Below are 16127 nucleotides of genomic sequence, written 5' to 3'. Positions count from 1 at the left end.
TAAAGGCGTCCGCGTAGCGCTCAGGCCGCGTCGGAGAGCACCTTGGCCAGTTCGAACAGCCGGCGGCGCTGCGCCTCCGGGATCGAGTAATAGGAGCGCACGAGCGCGAGCGCCTCCTTGTCAGACAGAATATCTCCCGCCACTTCCGGTTGCATCCCGCTATCTTCCGCGAGCCCTTCGAAGAAGAAGGAGATCGGAACTTCGAGCGCATCCGCGATATCCCAGAGTCGAGATGCCGAAACCCGGTTCATCCCGGTTTCGTATTTCTGGATCTGCTGGAATTTGATCCCAACTTTGTCCGCGAGCTGTTGTTGGGTCATCCCAATCATCCAGCGGCGATGCCGGATCCGCTTGCCTACATGGACATCAACCGGATGCTTCATACTCTTTCCCCTTCAAGCCAATTTCACCCACAAACTACCGTGCGCTGAGTGTGGCCTGCGCGGGTAAAATCGCAAACCTGTCTAAAAAGACAGGGAAATTGCAGCTTTCCGCAGCACACCTAACCTAAAGGATAGGTGCCCCCCTATTCGCCTTCCGCGTGTTTTGCGATTTGCAACTCGAAGAGTTGGGTTCCGTTACGGAAGACTATGATGCCAACCGCCCTCTCACGGAGGATTGATTCGCTGGTCAATACCCGGCGGCGACCCTGCCGCGACGTCCCGCTCCGGGCTCTGGCAGGCGGGCTGGCCCTGATCGGCTACGCGGTCTATCACGGGCGACGTAGGGTCCGCTTTGCTGGCCAACCAACCCCGCGACACAACTTGCCGGAGCATTCGATGCGCGCCTATGTTCAAGCCGCCCCCGGGCAAAACCCCGAGCTGACCGAAATCCCCCTTCCCGCCCCGGCACCGGGCGAGGTGCAGGTCGCCATCCGGGCCTGCGGTCTGAACTTCGCCGACCTGCTGATGATCGAAGGGAAATATCAGGACACCCCCACCCCGCCCTTCACCCTCGGCATGGAGCTCGCGGGAGAGGTCATCGCGGCAGGCGAGGGCTGCACCCTCGCCACGGGCACCCGCGTCGCCGTCTTCTCAGGGCAAGGCGGGCTGGCCGAGGCGGGCAATTTCCCCGAAATCCGCTGCACGCCGATGCCGGACGCGATGAGCTACGCGCAGGCGGCGGCCTTCCAGATCGCCTATGGCACCAGCCATGTGGCCTTGGAGACGCGTGCAGGCCTCGCCGAGGGCGAGACGCTGGTGGTTCTGGGCGCGGCCGGTGGAGTCGGCCTCACGGCGGTCGAGATCGGCAAGAAGATGGGCGCACGGGTGATTGCCTGTGCGCGCGGCGAGGCGAAGCAGCAGATCGCGCGCGCCGCCGGGGCCGATGAGACGCTCGATAGCGAGAGCGACGATCTGAAAAGCGCGATCAAGGCCCTTGGCGGTTGCGACGTGGTTTACGACGCAATCGGCGGCCCCGCAGGCGAAGCCGCCTTCCGCGCCCTGAAACCCGGCGGGCGCTATCTGATGATCGGGTTCGCCAGCGGCAGCCAGCCGAAGTTGCCCCTCAACCACGCGCTGGTGAAGAATATCGCGATCCACGGGCTTTACTGGGGTGGCTATCTCAAGCTCGACCCGCAGGTTCTGACCGGGTCGATGGCGCGGCTCTTCGACTGGTTCGCGCAGGGCGGCCTCAGCCCCCATATCGGCGCGACCTATCCGATGGCGCAGATCCCGGACGCGCTGGAAGATCTGCGCGCGCGCCGCTCCACCGGCAAGCTGGTCATCGAGATCGACGCTCAGGCATAGGCCTCCCGGATCAGCGCACGCAGCCCCTCGACCGGATCGCCGGTCAGCCGGCCCGTGTCGTAGAAGCAGATCCGCGAGCGGCCGAGCGGCGGCAGACCGCTTTCCGGTCCCAGCGCCACGCAGCCCGGCGGGATGTCACGCGACAGCCGCACCGCGACGCCCATATCGGCGGCCACCGCCGCGCTCGCCATTTCGTCTGATTGCCCGTCGAAAGCCGGTTTGGACTCGATCCCGACCGCCTCGAGCGCCGCCAAGGCCGCGCCGTAGAACGCGCATCCTTCCTCGATCGACAGCATCAGAGGGCGCGCGCAAAAGGCGCGCCCGAGCTGCGCGCCGATCCAGACCAGTTGATCGGCAGAGAGCACCTCGGCCTCCGGACCGGGCGTCTCCTCCGTTGTCAGGATCATGTCCAGCTCGCCCGCATCCAGCATTCGCCGCAGGGTCTGCGAGCGGCGCGAGGCGAGTTGCAGCCGGACCATCGGCCATTGCTCTGAGAGCGCGCGCAACAGATGCGGCATCTGCGGGCTGACCAGATCATGTGGCAGGCCGAAGCGCACGGTCACCTCGGCATCCGCCGCGCGCAGCCGCGCCAGAGCCGCGTCATTCTCGGCGCAGATCCGGCGCGCATGGTCCAGAAGAGAGCGCCCCGCACGGGTCAGCGCCATCCTCCGGTTCGACCGATCGAAGAGCACCTTGTCGAGCGCCTCCTCCAAGCGGCGGATCTGCATCGAGACTGCCGATTGGGTCAGGTTCAGAAGCCGCGCCGCCTGCGTCACCGAGCCGGTTTCCGAAACGGTCAGAAGCGCACGCAGCGCTGCGATATCGAGGTTTTGTGCCATGTCGGCCTATCCATCACGTTTCGTGATACTTAATAGCACAATCATTCGTTTTCATCATTAAAAAACTTGCGTCATCCTTCCGGGCAGAAACGATCACCCTCGGAGGATAAGACAATGACCTTCCTGACCCAGCGCAACGCCGCCTGTTGCGCCCCTGACCGCCCCGCCCGGCGGAGCGTCCTTGCCACGTTCGCCGCGATTGTCACCCATTACCGCTCGCGCCGGGCGTTGGCGAGGCTCGATGCAAGGCTTCTCGAGGATATCGGGCTGACCGAGTCCGAAGCCGCGTTCGAAGTCCGGCGCCGGATTTGGGACGCCCCCGACCACTGGCGCGCGGGTCGCTGAGGCACAACCTGTGAAAACCATGTGAAACGACGCATTTTCCAGCAGCCCCAAATCTTGAATTCCGGGGCTGCTCTGCCAATATCGGTCGGGAAACCGGTCCGAGGGACGACCGGACGACATAGTTGGAGGTGCTGATGGCTGATTTCGAAACGATGCGGACCCCTCGCGCGGGCACGCGTCAGGCTGCGATTGACGAGGGTCTTCGCGCACATATGAACAAGGTCTACGGGCTTATGTCGCTGGCGATGCTGGTGACCGGGGCCGTGGCGTTTGGTGTGGGTACGAACCCGGCGCTCGTTGCCGCGATCTTCGGTTCGGGCCTCAAATGGGTTGTGATGCTGGCACCGCTGGCGATCGTCTTCGCCTTCGGCGCGATGATCAACAAGATGTCGACCAGCACGGCGCAGATCGTGTTCTTCGTCTATGCCGCACTGATGGGCCTGTCGATCAGCTTCATCTTCGCCGCCTATACCGGCATCTCGATCGCGCAGACCTTCCTCGTGACGGCGATCTCCTTCGCGGGTCTCTCGCTTTACGGCTACACCACGAAGCGTAACCTTTCCGCGATGGGCTCGTTCCTGATGATGGGTCTGATCGGCCTGATCGTCGCCTCGATCGTGAACATCTTCCTCGCCTCCTCGGCGATGGCCTTCGCGATCTCGGTGATCGGCGTTCTGATCTTCGCGGGCCTCACGGCTTACGACACGCAGAACATCAAGAACACCTACCTGCAGCTCGCTGCCAGCGACTCGGAGTTCATGGGCAAGGCCGCCATCATCGGCGCGCTGCAGCTCTACCTGGACTTCCTGAACCTGTTCATGTTCCTGCTGCAATTCATGGGCAACCGCCAGTAATTGGCACGCCCACGAGACATTCGAAAGCCCCGCCCTTCCGGCGGGGCTTTTTCATGTCAGCCCATCCGTAGCGCCATATCCAGCATCCGGTTGGAGAAGCCCCACTCATTGTCATACCAGCCGAAGACCCGGATCAGCCCGTGCGCGGTCGCCCGCGTCTCGGGCAGCGCCATGACGACGCTCTCGGGGCGCGCGCGCAGATCGGTGGAGACGAGCGGCTTCCCGGTCGTGCCGATCACCCCGCCTGCGTCACGCAGCATCGCGTTGACCTGTTCGACCGTGGCGGGATTTTTCACCGTCACCGCCAGATCAACCGCCGAGACGGAGGCCGTGGGCACCCGCACCGCCTGCGCGATCAGGCGACCGGCGAGATCGGGCAGCACCTCTTCCATCAGCTTTCCCGCAGAGGTCGTCGTCGGCACCATCGACAACGCCGCCGCGCGCGAGCGTTCCATCGGGCCGCTCGGCTTGTCGACCGTGGGCTGCGAGCCGGTATAGCAATGCACCGTCGTCATCGAGCCGGTGACGATCCCGAATTCCGCATCGATCAGCCGCGCAAGCGGCGCCAGCGCATTCGTCGTGCAGCTTGCATTGGAGACGATCTTCTGGCCGTTCAGCGCCGCGTCATTCGCGCCCAGAACCACCGTGATCTCCGCCGCTTTCGCAGGTCCCGAGATCAGCACGCGAGACGCGCCGCCCGCGATCCCCTGCCCTGCAATCTGCGGGCTGTCGGCCCGACCGGTGCATTCCATCACCAGATCGACATCCGACAGATCGAGCATGGAGATATCATCCGCGCGGTGCAGCGCGATCCGGGTGCCGTTGATCACCAGCGCGTCCTCTTCCAGCGCGACCGTGCCGCGCCACGGGCCGAAGACGCTGTCATATTCGAAGAGGTAAGCCAGCATCTCGGGCGCTTCGATATCGTTTACGCCCACGATCTCCAGCCCCGGCCAGCTCGCAGGCGCCTCCGCCCAGGCGCGCAGCACCGAGCGACCGATCCGTCCGAACCCGTTTATGAAAACACGCATCTGGCGCACCTCCTGCAACCGCCCTTAGCGCCGCAAGGCGCCAAGGGAAAGCGCGCGATTGTCACCGATACGGCAGAGACCGCCTCAAGCGGACAATTCGCGCGCGGTGATCTGGTAGGTGAAGTCCTTGGCGTCGAGATAGTCGCGGCGTTTGCCGTCGATCTCGGCCTGCGGATACATAAGATAGGGCAGCTCCGGCCCGTCCGAACCCGGCAGTTCCACGTCATGCGCGTAGTTATAGGCGACCCAGTTGCCTTCCCATGCGCCGAAGAGCTTCGCACGCACATCGACCACTTTGGGGTCCTTGAGGCCCAGATGCCCCTCGCCTTCCTGCAGCATCACCTTGCGCACATCGGCGGCATCGGCAGGCACCCAGCCGAAGCCGCTCAGCCAAACCTCCGAGCGGCAATGCTGCGCGCCGGTGGCGTCGTCGGATTTCAGACCGAGGCTCTTGTAGCCGAAACGCGAGGGCGCGACGCGGATGCCATAGACATCGCGCGCAGGGAGCCCGGCGGCACGCGCCAGACCCACGAAGAGCGCGTTGAGGTCGGCGCATTTGCCCGACAGATCGCCCGAGGTCAGCATGAAGGCGATATCGCCCAAGCCGCAGCCCGGCGTCTTCGGGTTGCGCACGGTGTTCTCGACGATCCATTCGTAGATCGCGCGGGCTTTCTCCAGATCGCCGGTCTTTCCACGGGTTATCGAGTCAGCGGTCTGCTTCACGATCCCGTCGGTCGGCAGCAGCTTGGTCGCGGCGGTGAAACGCGCACGCTCGACCTCGTCCAGCGGCTCGACATCGCCCGGCTTGCTCAGATCGACCACGAAATCCTGCGTCTGGGCCTGTGCGGTCACGGTCAGCTTGCGCGGGCCCTCGGAAGCGCCCCAGACCGCGTGCACCATCGGAGTGCCGCTATCGGGCGCGTTCACAATCTGCACCTCGTCCGCATCGCTTTCCCAGTTCACCGCGCCGGGCTTCATCCAGCCGTCACCATGCACGGAGGGTACCGGCACCCAGAGCTGCGCCGTCTCGCCGCCGCCGGGCAGGCTGACTTTGGTGACCAGCTCGAAGTTGCGCCAGCCCGTGGGCTTGGGATCGAACGCCGCCATCGCGCCGCGCGGGCTGGCCGCCAGCGCCACCGAAGCCGCGCCGAGTTGCAGAAGACGCCGTCTGTTCAAAGCCATGTCACCACTCCGCTGAATTCTGGCCGCGTTCTACGCCCGCGTCCCTGCAAGAACAAGGCATCCGTGCGCTCAGCCGAAACGGCCAGTGATGTAATCCGACGTGCGCTCGACCCGCGGGCGGGTGAAAATCTGAGCGGTCTCGCCCTCTTCGATCAGTTCGCCCAGATACATGAAGGCGGTACGATCGCTGACGCGGCTCGCCTGCTGCATGTTGTGGGTCACGATGGCGATGGTGAACTGCTCCTTGAGCTGGTGGATCGTCTCCTCCAGCTTGCCGGTCGAGATCGGGTCGAGCGCGGAAGCCGGTTCGTCGAGCAGGATCACCTCCGGTTCCACCGCGATGGTACGCGCGACGCACAGGCGCTGCTGCTGACCACCCGAGAGCGACTGGCCCGAGCTTTGCAGCTTGTCCTTCACCTCGTCCCAGAGCGCCGCGCCTTTCAGCGCCGCCTGCACCCGGTCGTCGATCTCGGATTTCGCGTAATTCGCGAGGCGCAGGCCGAAAGCGATGTTCTCGTGGATCGTCATCGGGAAGGGCGTGGGTTTCTGGAACACCATGCCCACCTTCGCGCGCAGCCGGTTCAGATCGACCTTCTTGCCGAGGATATTCTCGCCATCGAGCAGCACTTCCCCCGTCGCGGTCTGCTTCGGATAGAGGTCATACATGCGGTTGAGCACGCGCAGGAGCGTGGACTTGCCGCAACCCGACGGGCCGATGAAGGCGGTCACGCGGTTCTCGGGCAGGTCCAGATTGATCGATTTCAGGGCTTTGAAATCACCGTAGAAGAAATCGAGATTCTTGATCGAGATGCGCGGTTTCGGCGCGGGATCGACCCCGTCGAAGGTCATCGGCGAGCGTTCGCGGGTGAGGGTATCCATCAGTGTTTCTCCTTCTTGGAGGTGACGAGGCGGGCGACAATCGACAGCGCCAGCACCGCGACGGTGATGAGAAGCGCGCCTGCCCAGGCAAGGGCCTGCCAGTTATCGTAGGGCGAGAGCGCGAATTGGAAGATGGTGATCGGTAGCGAGGCCATCGGCTGCGTCAGATCGAGGCTGAAGAAATTGTTGCTGAGCGCCGTGAACAGAAGCGGCGCTGTCTCGCCCGAAATCCGGGCGATGGCCAGCAGCACGCCGGTCACGATCCCCGCCATCGCCGCCTTGTAAGCGACCGTGCGGATCACGATCCAGCGCGGCCAGCCCATCGCGAGCCCCGCTTCGCGCAGCTGATCGGGCACGAGGCGCAGCATGTCCTCTGTGGTGCGCACGACGATCGGGATCACGAGGATCGCCAGCGCGACCGAGCCCGCAAGCGCGGAGAAATGCCCGAGGCTGACGACGAGCACCTGATAGACGAAGAGGCCGACGATGATCGACGGCGCCGACAGCAGGATGTCGTTCACGAAACGGATCACTTTGGACAGCTTCGCATAGCGCCCGTATTCCGCCATGTAGGTCCCAGCGAGGATGCCAATCGGCGTCCCGATCGCCACCGCGATCACCGACATGATCACCGAGCCGAGGATCGCGTTGCGCAAGCCGCCCGGCTCCATCGGCGAGGGCGTGTCTTGCGTGAAGACGGCTAGGTTCAGCGCGCTCGCTCCCTTGTAGAGCAGGTAGAGCAGGATCACGGCCAGCACGAAGAGGCCGAGCGCCGCCGCCCCCGTGGACAGCGTCATCATCACCGCGTTGACGGTCTTTCTGCGGGTCATCGAAGCCATGCGTTACGCTCCCGACTTTTGCTTCATGCGCTTGAGCATCCACTGGGCAGCGGCGAGCACGATGAAGGTGAGGATGAACAGAACGAGGCCCAGCGCGATAAGCGATGAGGTGTAGATCGGCGTCGTGGCCTCGGTGAATTCGTTGGCGATGGCCGCCGAGATTGTCGTGCCCGGCGCGAGGATCGAGCCCGAGATGCGATGCGCGTTGCCGATCACGAAGGTCACGGCCATCGTCTCGCCCAGCGCGCGGCCGAGCGACAGCATGATACCGCCCACCAGCGCGGTGCGCACATGCGGGATCACGATGTGGCGGTTCACCTCCCAACGGGTCATGCCCATGCCATAGGCGCTTTCACGCAGCATCGGCGGCACCGTCTGGAAGATGTCGCGCGCGAGCGAGGCGATGAAGGGCAGGATCATCATCGCGAGGATCAGCCCCGCCGTCAGCATCCCGATCCCGTAGGGCGGGCCCGCGAAGAGGCCACCGATCACCGGGACATTGCCCAGCGTGTCGATCAGGAAGGGCTGGATATAGCTCTGCATGAAGGGCGCGAAGACGAAGAGGCCCCAGATGCCGTAAATGATCGAGGGAATGCCCGCGAGCAGCTCGATCGCGATCCCCAACGGGCGACGCAACATGCGCGGGCAGGTCTCCGTCAGGAAGATCGCGATGCCAAGGCCCACCGGCACCGCTATGACCATCGCGATGATCGAGGTGACGACCGTGCCGTAGAGCGGTGCCAGCGCGCCGAACTTTTCGGTCACCGGGTTCCATTTCTCGGTCCACAGGAACGGCAGCCCGTATTCCTTGAGTGCCGGCCACGCCCCCATGATGAGCGAGACGAACACGCCCAGAAGGACCAGCAGCACCACCACCGCGGCGGCCAGCGTCAAGGTTCCGAAAATCCGATCGGACTGGGCTACCGGGCGCGCGCTCTTCACGCCTCTGTCGTAATCGCTTGTCGCCGTCATCGCGCACTCCACTCAAAATCGCAGAAAGGGAGGGCCGCAGTCACGGCCCTCCCCCGAAGGTGTTTATGAAGGAAGGATCAGTTGTTCATGGCCCAGACGGGGTTGCCGTCCTTGCCCTTGATCTGGCCCCATTCCTTCTTGATCTGGGCCACGACATTGTCGGGCATCGGGATGTAGTCCAGCTTGGCCGCGGCGTCGTCGCCGTTGGCGTAGGCCCAGTCGAAGAACTTCAGCGCCTCTTTCGACGCTGCGCCGTCCTTGGCATCCTTGTGCATCAGGATGAAGGTCGCCGCGGTCATCGGCCAGGTCTTGTCGCCCGGCTGGTTGGCGAGGATCACGCCGAAGCCCGGCTGGCTCGACCAGTCGGCATTGGCGGCGGCAGCGGCGAAGGCTTCGGCCTTCGGCGCGACTTTCTTGCCTGCTTTGTTGATCATGTCCGTGTAGGTCATGTTGTTCTGCAGCGCGTAGGCATATTCGACATAGCCGATCGAGTTCTTCGTCTGATCGACATTCGCGGCCACGCCCTGGTTACCCTTGGCGCCAAGACCCACCGGCCATTCGACCGAGGTCGAGACGCCGATATCGTTCTTCCAGGTCTCGTCGACCGAGGCGAGGTAATAGGTGTAGTTGAAGGTGGTGCCCGAACCGTCCGAACGGTGGACAACGGCGATCGCCGCGTCGGGGAGCTTCACGCCGTCATTGAGCTTCGCGATGGCCGGATCGTTCCACTTGGTGATCTTGCCTTCGTAGATTTTCGCCAGCGTTTCGCCGTCGAGAACCAGCTCGCCCGGCTTGATGCCTTCGACGTTCACGACCGGAACGATACCGCCCATGACGGTCGGGAACTGAACCAGCGTGTTCTTCTCCAGCTCGTCGCCGCCGAGCGGCTTGTCGGACGCGCCGAAGGTCACGGTGCGGGACTCGATCTGCTTGATGCCACCGCCCGAGCCGATGGCCTGGTAGTTGAGACCGGTACCGGTCTTCTCTTTGTAGGTTTTCGCCCAGTCCGAGTAGATCGGGTAGGGGAAGGTCGCGCCGGCGCCGGAGATATCGGCGGCCTGCACGGCGGCGGCCGAAGCCAGCGTCGCACCGGCGATCGCGGCGGAGAGGGTGAGGCGGGTGATGAACATTGAACAGTCCTCGCTGTCAGAATTCGGATACTGTGAACGCGGTAACGAAACTCGTCCCGTCCGCTGGGGGGACTAATGACGGGGCTTCTTGACAGCTATGTAACAGTCGCGACTGCGTGAAAGACCGTGATATCCGGACCTTTTCGCGGACTTCGGGATCACGAGGCGCGGCGCACGGACGCCCCGAAAATGACGACCTGCAAGACGCTTTCGCGTGCGGCTGGCGATCACGAAAAAATCGCAAGGTCGCGAGGCACGAGCGTTTTGGGCCACCCCTCGTGTAAATTTCCCCGAGAAAATGACAGGTGGCAGGCGTTTTTTTGTGACGGTTTCTCTCTCAAGCAGCGTCCGTGAGGGCCGGATTGTTCATCTCCGGCGACCCCGAGTCGCGGCGCCACAGCCCTCCGGCGACCGGCTGACTCGCCATGCCCGGCCTCCGCAGGCCAACTACGCGACCTGCCGGGCCGCCGGGCCGCTCACAAGATCACGCACGGCTCGGGAATGCCCACGAACGGCGCGCGCAGAAGATAGGTCAGCCCTTGCGCCGCATCCGGGTCGGTCATGCCCTCCAGCGCGCTCGTAACCAGCAGGTCGCGCATATCCGCGCCGCCGAAGGCCGGACAGGTGCTGTTCTTCCCGGGCAGATCGAGATGGTGGGTCATACGACCTTCCGCATCGAAGCGGGCCACGCGCCCGGAACTCCACAGCGCGCACCAGAGGCCACCCTCGGCATCGACCACCGCGCCGTCGGGATAGAGGCCCTCGGCCGAGAGGTCGAGAAAAGGTCTCCGCTCCCCCTCGGGCCAGCCATCCGCATCCAGCGGCTGACGCCAGACCTTGTGGCTGGGCGTATCCGCGAAATAGGCAGTCCGCCCATCCGGCGTGAAGCAAATCGCGTTGGGGATCGAAATCTCCGTGACCAGACGACGTAGCTCGCCGCGGTAATAGCGGTAGATCGCACCGCGCCGTCGCTCGGCCTTTTTGCCCATCGTGCCGAACCAGAAGCCGCCCTGCCGATCCGCGCGCCCGTCATTCGAGCGGGTGCCGGGATCGTCGCCTTCCACCTCGATGAGCGGCTCGAGCGTCCCCTCGGCAATGTTGAACAGAGACAGCCCGATCTCGGTCGCGAGGATCATCCGCTCGCGGTCCACCCAGCCCGCCGCCGAGGCCATGCCCTCGAACTGCCATTCGCTCGGCCCGTTGGCATCGCGCGTCAGCAGCCTGCGATTCAGGATGTCGAACCAGAAGAACTGGCTACGCTCGGGATGCCAGAACGGCCCTTCGCCCAGTTCGCAAACCCCGTCGTCAAACACGCTCATCTATTTCCTCCCGCAATTTGCGGAACCCTCTCACTCCTGCAAGTCCTCGGGCAAGAGGGTCCAGGACTTGTTCCGGCAATCGACCCTCCGCAAGGCGCGACGGGTCTCCAGGCTGCGCTAGGCTCACCCGGTCAGCCGCGTCGCCCGCAGATCGCCCGCCTGTTCGAGGATCGGGTAGGCGACATAGGTCATGTCCGTGTTGATCTGCTTCAGCGCGCGCACGGTTTCCTGATGGATATTCGTGGTCTCGATGGAGGCGCTGTTATTCGCACGCAGCCGGGCGAGGTGTGCGGCCTGCAATTCGGCCTCGGCGGCGCGGGTGCGGTCTTTCTCCTCCACGAGCTGTCGCGCGTCGTCGATCTCGCCCGACATCAGGACGTTCAGCGCAACCCGCGCATTCGACGCGACTCGGTCGTGGAAATCGGTCAGCTCACGCAGCCCCTCTTCGGAGAAGGTCAGGCCGCGTTCGTGGATACGCTGCGCGAGATCCACGAGATTGGTCGAGATCTGGTCGCCCGCATCCTCGAGATGGTTCGCGACCATCGCGATCTCCATCGCGCGCCGGGATTGCTCGGTGCTCAGCCGTGTCTCGTTGAGCCGCGCGACATAGAGCTTGATCTCGTAATGCATCCGGTCGACTTCGTTCTCGGTGCGCTTGATGCGGGCGGCGATTTCCGGATCCCAATGCACGAAGAGCCCCAAGGCGGGTTGCAGCATCTCGAAGACCGACTCGCCCATGCGCAACAGCTCGCGTGCCGCATTGCCGAGCGCATGGCCCGGATCGCCAAGCCCCTTTTGATCGAGGGCGCTGATCCGAGTGGGCGACATCTCCTTGCGGTCCGCGACGACCGCTCCGGCAAGGCGCAGCACCGACGGGATCAGCGGAAGCGACAGGATTGCGACGCCGAGGTTGAAGACGAGGTGCAGGTTGATCACCCGCCGCGCCATCGTGCCACCCAAGAAGTCGAGCGCTTGCGGATAGAAAATCAGGCCGAGCAGCACAAGCATGGCCCCGCCCCCGCGCAGGACGAAATTCGACACCATGATCCGGCGCGGGATCGGATCGGCCGAGAGGGTCAGCATCACCGGGATGATCGCCCCGCCGAGATTGGCGCCGAGCACCATCGCCGCAGCGCCCGGCCCCGGCAGCAGGCCTTGCCCGGCGAAGGTCACGAACATCAGCACCGCCGCAATCGAGGAATGCATCGCCCAGGTCAGCAGGGCTCCGAGGACGAAGGCCGAGACCAGATCGCTGCCCAACCGCGTCAGCACCGCATTGACGAGCGCGCTTTCGCGCAGGGGCGCCGTCGCCTCGCCGATCAGGCCGAGCGAGAGCAGCACCAGCGCCAGCCCCACGAAGATACGCCCCGCCTGCCGCGGCCGCCGGGCTTTCGATTTGAGAAACAGCGTCACCCCGATCACCAGCAGCGCGGGCACCAGCACATGAATCGGCGAGAGCAGGATCTGGGCCACGATCGACGAGCCCAGATCGGCGCCCAGCACGAGCGCCACGCCAGAGATCGCCGCCAATGTTCCGCTCGCGGCAAAACCTGCAGTCAGGATCGCGACGGCGGTCGAACTTTGCAGCAGCATCGCTGCCCCCGTCCCCGCCGCCATCGCGCTGATCCGCGTCCCGGCCGTGCGGCGCAGGAACTGTCGCAGCGACGCCATGAAAGCGCGCTCGACCCCGGTGCGGATCAGCCGAACCGCCCAGAGAAGCAGCGCCACCGCGCCCGCCAGATCGATCAGGAAATAGATCATGCGCTCTCCCAAATCCCGCACGCCGCCCGGGTTACATCCGACGGCGCGCGGACCTTTTCAGGATAAACTGCATCAAAATGTGGCATTAGCAACATTTTTCTTGAAATTACGAGGCATAGCCCACATCAATTTTTAGGAACGCGGTGAAAGGATCACCTTTCGGGAGAGGCAATGGACGCGAGCGCGAAACAAGAGGGAAGGCGGCTCCGCAAACGCGACCGGCGGGAACAGATCCTGTTCGAGTTGAAGCTGCGCCCGCACTTGCGCATCTCGGAACTCGCGGCGCGGTTCGGGGTCTCGACAGAGACGATCCGGCGAGATTTCGATGCGCTCGAAGAAAAGGGGCTGATCGACCGCGCGCATGGCGGCGCGTCGCGGCCCCATCCTGGCCACTATCCCACGCTGGACGAGCGCGAACGCGACCAGTTTCAGGAGCGCGAGCGGATCGGCCGCATGGCCGCCGCGCAGGTCGCCGCTGGCGAGACGCTGATGATCGACTCCGGCTCGACCACGCAGCAGATGGCCAGATTTCTCGCCATGGCAGGAACGCCCTGTCGTGTGATCACCAATTCCCTGCCCATCGCCATGCTTCTCGGTGGTAGCGAGGGGGCGGACGTGATCCTCGCGCCGGGGAATTACCTGCCCACGGAGTCGGCGGTCGTGGGCGAAGAGACGCTCGATTTCCTGTCACGCCATCACGTCGACCGGGCGGTGATCGGCGCCACGGCGCTTTCGCTCGAGGGCGTGTCCGAGTCCATTCCGGGCTTCGCTGCGGTCAAACGCGCGATGCTCGCGCAGGCGCAGGCGGGGATGCTGCTGATCCTCGGCTCGAAATTCGGCATTCACGGTTTCACGCGCGCCGCGACGCTCGGGGCGCTGGCCTCGGTGGTGGCGGACCGCGCACCGCCCGCCGATCTGGAAGAGGCGCTGCGAAAGAACGGCGTGGACGTGCTGCTCGCGAAGTGACGGCAAGGTCACAGGCGCGCCCGAACCGGCTGGTGATCGCGACCGCAGTGGTGATAAGCGCATGGCCATCGACGAAAGTGCTTAGGGACGACCTTCTGATGACAATGACAGCGCAGGAAGCGCTTGTGGCCTATGAGCGCGCGCGCCACAGACTGCCCTCCCCCGGGCTGGCCAAGACGAGCCGGATGGCCCGCGACCTCTCGGAGCTTGCCGATCTGTTCGACGTCTTTCTGCTCGATGCGTTCGGCGTTCTCAATATCGGCGAGACCGCCATCGAGGGCACGCCCGAGCGCGTCGCGACGCTGCAAGCGGCGGGCAAGCGGGTAATGGTCGTGTCGAACGCGGCGGGCTTCCCGCACGACACGCTGATGCAAAAATACACAAGGCTCGGCTACAGCTTCGCGCCCGAGGATGTCGTCACCAGCCGTGCCGCCCTCGTCTCCGCCCTGCGCACCGCCTCTCCTCGCGCCTGGGGTCTAATGGCGAGCCGCGCGGCCGGGATCGGCGAGTTGGACGCGTTCGATGTCACATGGCTCGCCGAAGACCGTGCCGCCTACGACGCGGTCGAGGGCTTCCTTCTGATCGGCGCGGCGGAATGGACCGAGGAGCGGCACGCCCTGCTCGAAGCCTCTCTGCGCGACAACCCGCGCCCGGTCTGGGTCGGCAATCCCGACATCGTCGCCCCGCGCGAGATCGGTTTCACGCAGGAACCGGGGCACTTTGCCCACCGGCTCGCCGATGCGACGGGCATCGCGCCGGAGTTCTTTGGCAAGCCCTTCACCAATATCTACGATCTCGCCTTCGCGCGTCTCGGCCCGGTCGACCCCGCGCGCGTGCTGATGGTCGGCGACAGCCTGCACACCGACATTCTCGGCGCGCAGGCCGCCGGTATTCGCTCTGCCCTGATCGCGGGATACGGGTTCTTCGGCGGCGAGGACGCGCAAGCGGCAATCGCGACCTGCGGCATCTGTCCGGACTTCGTGCTGCAACGCCCGTGAGCCCGCGGCGACCAGTATAGTTCGACGCCCTCAGCGCGAGACTTGAGCCGTGCGCCGCGTCCTTGCTGCCATGCGGCATGCGGCGTCACGCCGTCTCGGCGACAACGCGTGGCCGGACAATGCCCTCGGGCACGCCTTACGCCGCCGGGCTAAAGGGTATACTTCATATGCATCTTTTAGTATCTGTTGCCGGAAAAGCATGGAGACCAGACCTGTCATGGACTCACCAGAGAGCATCCAACAGCATTTGGCCGCTATCGTGGAAAGCTCGGAAGATGCGATCGTCACCAAGGACCTCAACAGCATCATCCTGAGCTGGAACCGCGGCGCGGAGAACCTGTTTGGCTACACTGCGGAAGAAGCCATTGGCCGGCCGATCACGATCATCTTTCCCGACGACCGGATGGACGAGGAGGTCGACTTCATCGCCCGCCTGCGGCGCGGCGAGCGGATCGCGAATTACGAAACGGTCCGTCAACGCAAAGATGGAAGCCCTGTCCCGGTGTCGCTGACCGTCTCGCCCGTGCGCGATGCCGAGGGACATGTCGTCGGCGCATCTAAGATCGCGCGCGACATCACCTTGCAGCATCAACTGGCAGAGCAGCAGCGGCTGCTCCTGTCAGAGATGCGCCACAGGGTCGGGAACGCCTTCGCCGTCGCGGCCTCCCTGATTGCCGTGGCCGCGCGACAGGCGGAAAGCGTCGAGCAGCTCAGTTCCGAAATGCGCTGCCGTCTCCACGCCATCGCGTCGCTCAACTCGATGACGGTGAACGACCCATCCGGCGACGAAGCGGAAGGCATGCCGCTCTCCTATCTCGTGAGCACCATCCTGAAACCTTTCAGCGAAGGGGCGACGGTCGAGACCTCGCTTCCCGATATTCAGGTGCGACCCGCCGCGATCACGCCCCTGACGCTCGTTCTGTTCGAACTCGCGACGAACTCGGTGAAGTACGGTGGCCTTTCGCGGGACGGCCACGGCATCGAGATAAACGCCGAGATAGAAGACGGGCGCTTCGGGCTCACGTGGAAAGAACCCGGCATCACCGAAGCGGGGTCGGGCCAAGCAGAAAGCAAGGGGTTTGGCACGTCCCTGTGCCGGCTGACCGTATCAACCTCGCTCGGAGGTAGCTTCTCGCGCGAATTCACGCCAGAGGGTCTGGTCGCGACCTTGGACCTCGATCTGGCCGCCGTATCGGAAATGTCGTGAGAGCGACCGGCATCGAGATGCCTGCGACCTGAAGGTCTGGCCTGCCGATTTGCGTCC

General features: G+C 64.5%; 16 protein-coding genes. 6 read left to right on the top strand and 10 right to left on the bottom strand.

The genetic code is table 11. The features are described from left to right. Nucleotides 1-20 precede the first annotated feature (20 nt). The gene (locus B6V73_RS06075) at nucleotides 21-383 is read right to left on the bottom strand and encodes a helix-turn-helix transcriptional regulator (RefSeq protein WP_075776971.1); all 363 of its coding nucleotides are present in this window, start codon (nucleotides 381-383) and stop codon (nucleotides 21-23) included. A 396-nt stretch (nucleotides 384-779) separates the two neighbouring features. On the opposite strand from B6V73_RS06075, the gene B6V73_RS06070 reads away from it, so the two are divergent. Beyond that, a complete protein-coding gene (locus B6V73_RS06070) occupies nucleotides 780-1748 on the top strand; it encodes an NADPH:quinone oxidoreductase family protein (RefSeq protein ID WP_088724798.1) in 969 nt (322 codons plus the stop codon). Here the strand turns inward: B6V73_RS06070 and B6V73_RS06065 are convergent. Further along, nucleotides 1739-2587 carry a LysR family transcriptional regulator gene (locus tag B6V73_RS06065; RefSeq protein WP_075776973.1) on the bottom strand — a complete coding sequence of 283 codons (849 nt, stop codon included), beginning with the start codon at nucleotides 2585-2587 and terminating at the stop codon, nucleotides 1739-1741. The genes B6V73_RS06070 and B6V73_RS06065 overlap by 10 nt on opposite strands. 114 nt (nucleotides 2588-2701) lie before the next feature. Between B6V73_RS06065 and B6V73_RS06060 the strand changes: the two genes are divergently transcribed. Beyond that, nucleotides 2702-2932, top strand: coding sequence for a DUF1127 domain-containing protein (locus B6V73_RS06060; RefSeq protein ID WP_088724797.1), 231 nt, complete (start codon nucleotides 2702-2704; stop codon nucleotides 2930-2932). A gap of 134 nt (nucleotides 2933-3066) precedes the next feature. Further along, nucleotides 3067-3786 carry a Bax inhibitor-1/YccA family protein gene (locus tag B6V73_RS06055; protein WP_075776975.1) on the top strand — a complete coding sequence of 240 codons (720 nt, stop codon included), beginning with the start codon at nucleotides 3067-3069 and terminating at the stop codon, nucleotides 3784-3786. Nucleotides 3787-3842: 56 nt separating this feature from the next. On the opposite strand, the gene B6V73_RS06050 is transcribed toward B6V73_RS06055, so the two are convergent. From B6V73_RS06050 to B6V73_RS06015, 8 genes are all read right to left on the bottom strand, one after another. After that, a complete protein-coding gene (locus B6V73_RS06050; RefSeq protein ID WP_088724796.1) occupies nucleotides 3843-4817 on the bottom strand; it encodes a glyceraldehyde 3-phosphate dehydrogenase NAD-binding domain-containing protein in 975 nt (324 codons plus the stop codon). Nucleotides 4818-4901: 84 nt separating this feature from the next. After that, the gene (locus tag B6V73_RS06045) at nucleotides 4902-5999 is read right to left on the bottom strand and encodes a transglutaminase domain-containing protein (RefSeq protein WP_088724795.1); all 1098 of its coding nucleotides are present in this window, start codon (nucleotides 5997-5999) and stop codon (nucleotides 4902-4904) included. A 69-nt stretch (nucleotides 6000-6068) separates the two neighbouring features. Further along, entirely contained in the window at nucleotides 6069-6848 is a 780-nt protein-coding gene (gene pstB / locus B6V73_RS06040) for a phosphate ABC transporter ATP-binding protein PstB (RefSeq protein ID WP_075776999.1), read from the bottom strand. 29 nt (nucleotides 6849-6877) lie between these two features. Further along, entirely contained in the window at nucleotides 6878-7717 is an 840-nt protein-coding gene (gene pstA, locus B6V73_RS06035) for a phosphate ABC transporter permease PstA (RefSeq protein WP_075776978.1), read from the bottom strand. A gap of 3 nt (nucleotides 7718-7720) precedes the next feature. Further along, entirely contained in the window at nucleotides 7721-8689 is a 969-nt protein-coding gene (gene pstC / locus B6V73_RS06030) for a phosphate ABC transporter permease subunit PstC (protein WP_088722480.1), read from the bottom strand. A gap of 77 nt (nucleotides 8690-8766) precedes the next feature. Then, on the bottom strand, nucleotides 8767-9819 hold the full coding sequence (gene pstS, locus B6V73_RS06025; protein WP_088720071.1) for a phosphate ABC transporter substrate-binding protein PstS: 1053 nt from the start codon (nucleotides 9817-9819) through the stop codon (nucleotides 8767-8769). A gap of 476 nt (nucleotides 9820-10295) precedes the next feature. After that, nucleotides 10296-11138 carry an SMP-30/gluconolactonase/LRE family protein gene (locus B6V73_RS06020; protein WP_088724794.1) on the bottom strand — a complete coding sequence of 281 codons (843 nt, stop codon included), beginning with the start codon at nucleotides 11136-11138 and terminating at the stop codon, nucleotides 10296-10298. A 123-nt stretch (nucleotides 11139-11261) separates the two neighbouring features. Continuing rightward, the gene (locus B6V73_RS06015) at nucleotides 11262-12899 is read right to left on the bottom strand and encodes a Na/Pi cotransporter family protein (protein ID WP_088720069.1); all 1638 of its coding nucleotides are present in this window, start codon (nucleotides 12897-12899) and stop codon (nucleotides 11262-11264) included. A gap of 171 nt (nucleotides 12900-13070) precedes the next feature. On the opposite strand from B6V73_RS06015, the gene B6V73_RS06010 reads away from it, so the two are divergent. From B6V73_RS06010 to B6V73_RS06000, 3 genes are all read left to right on the top strand, one after another. Further along, a complete protein-coding gene (locus B6V73_RS06010) occupies nucleotides 13071-13865 on the top strand; it encodes a DeoR/GlpR family DNA-binding transcription regulator (RefSeq protein WP_088724793.1) in 795 nt (264 codons plus the stop codon). A 98-nt stretch (nucleotides 13866-13963) separates the two neighbouring features. Further along, nucleotides 13964-14863 (top strand): HAD-IIA family hydrolase, encoded by a 900-nt coding sequence (locus B6V73_RS06005; RefSeq protein ID WP_240504107.1) that lies wholly within the window; start codon nucleotides 13964-13966, stop codon nucleotides 14861-14863. A 49-nt stretch (nucleotides 14864-14912) separates the two neighbouring features. Next, complete coding sequence (locus B6V73_RS06000) at nucleotides 14913-16070, top strand: PAS domain S-box protein (RefSeq protein ID WP_143597878.1); 1158 nt, start codon at nucleotides 14913-14915, stop codon at nucleotides 16068-16070. Nucleotides 16071-16127: the final 57 nt, after the last annotated feature.

This window comes from Thioclava sp. JM3, from assembly GCF_002213185.1.
In the GTDB taxonomy this organism is placed as follows: Bacteria; Pseudomonadota; Alphaproteobacteria; order Rhodobacterales; family Rhodobacteraceae; genus Thioclava; species Thioclava nitratireducens.
Note: the sequence above shows the minus strand (reverse complement) of the source record. Positions and strands in the feature narration are given on the sequence as shown.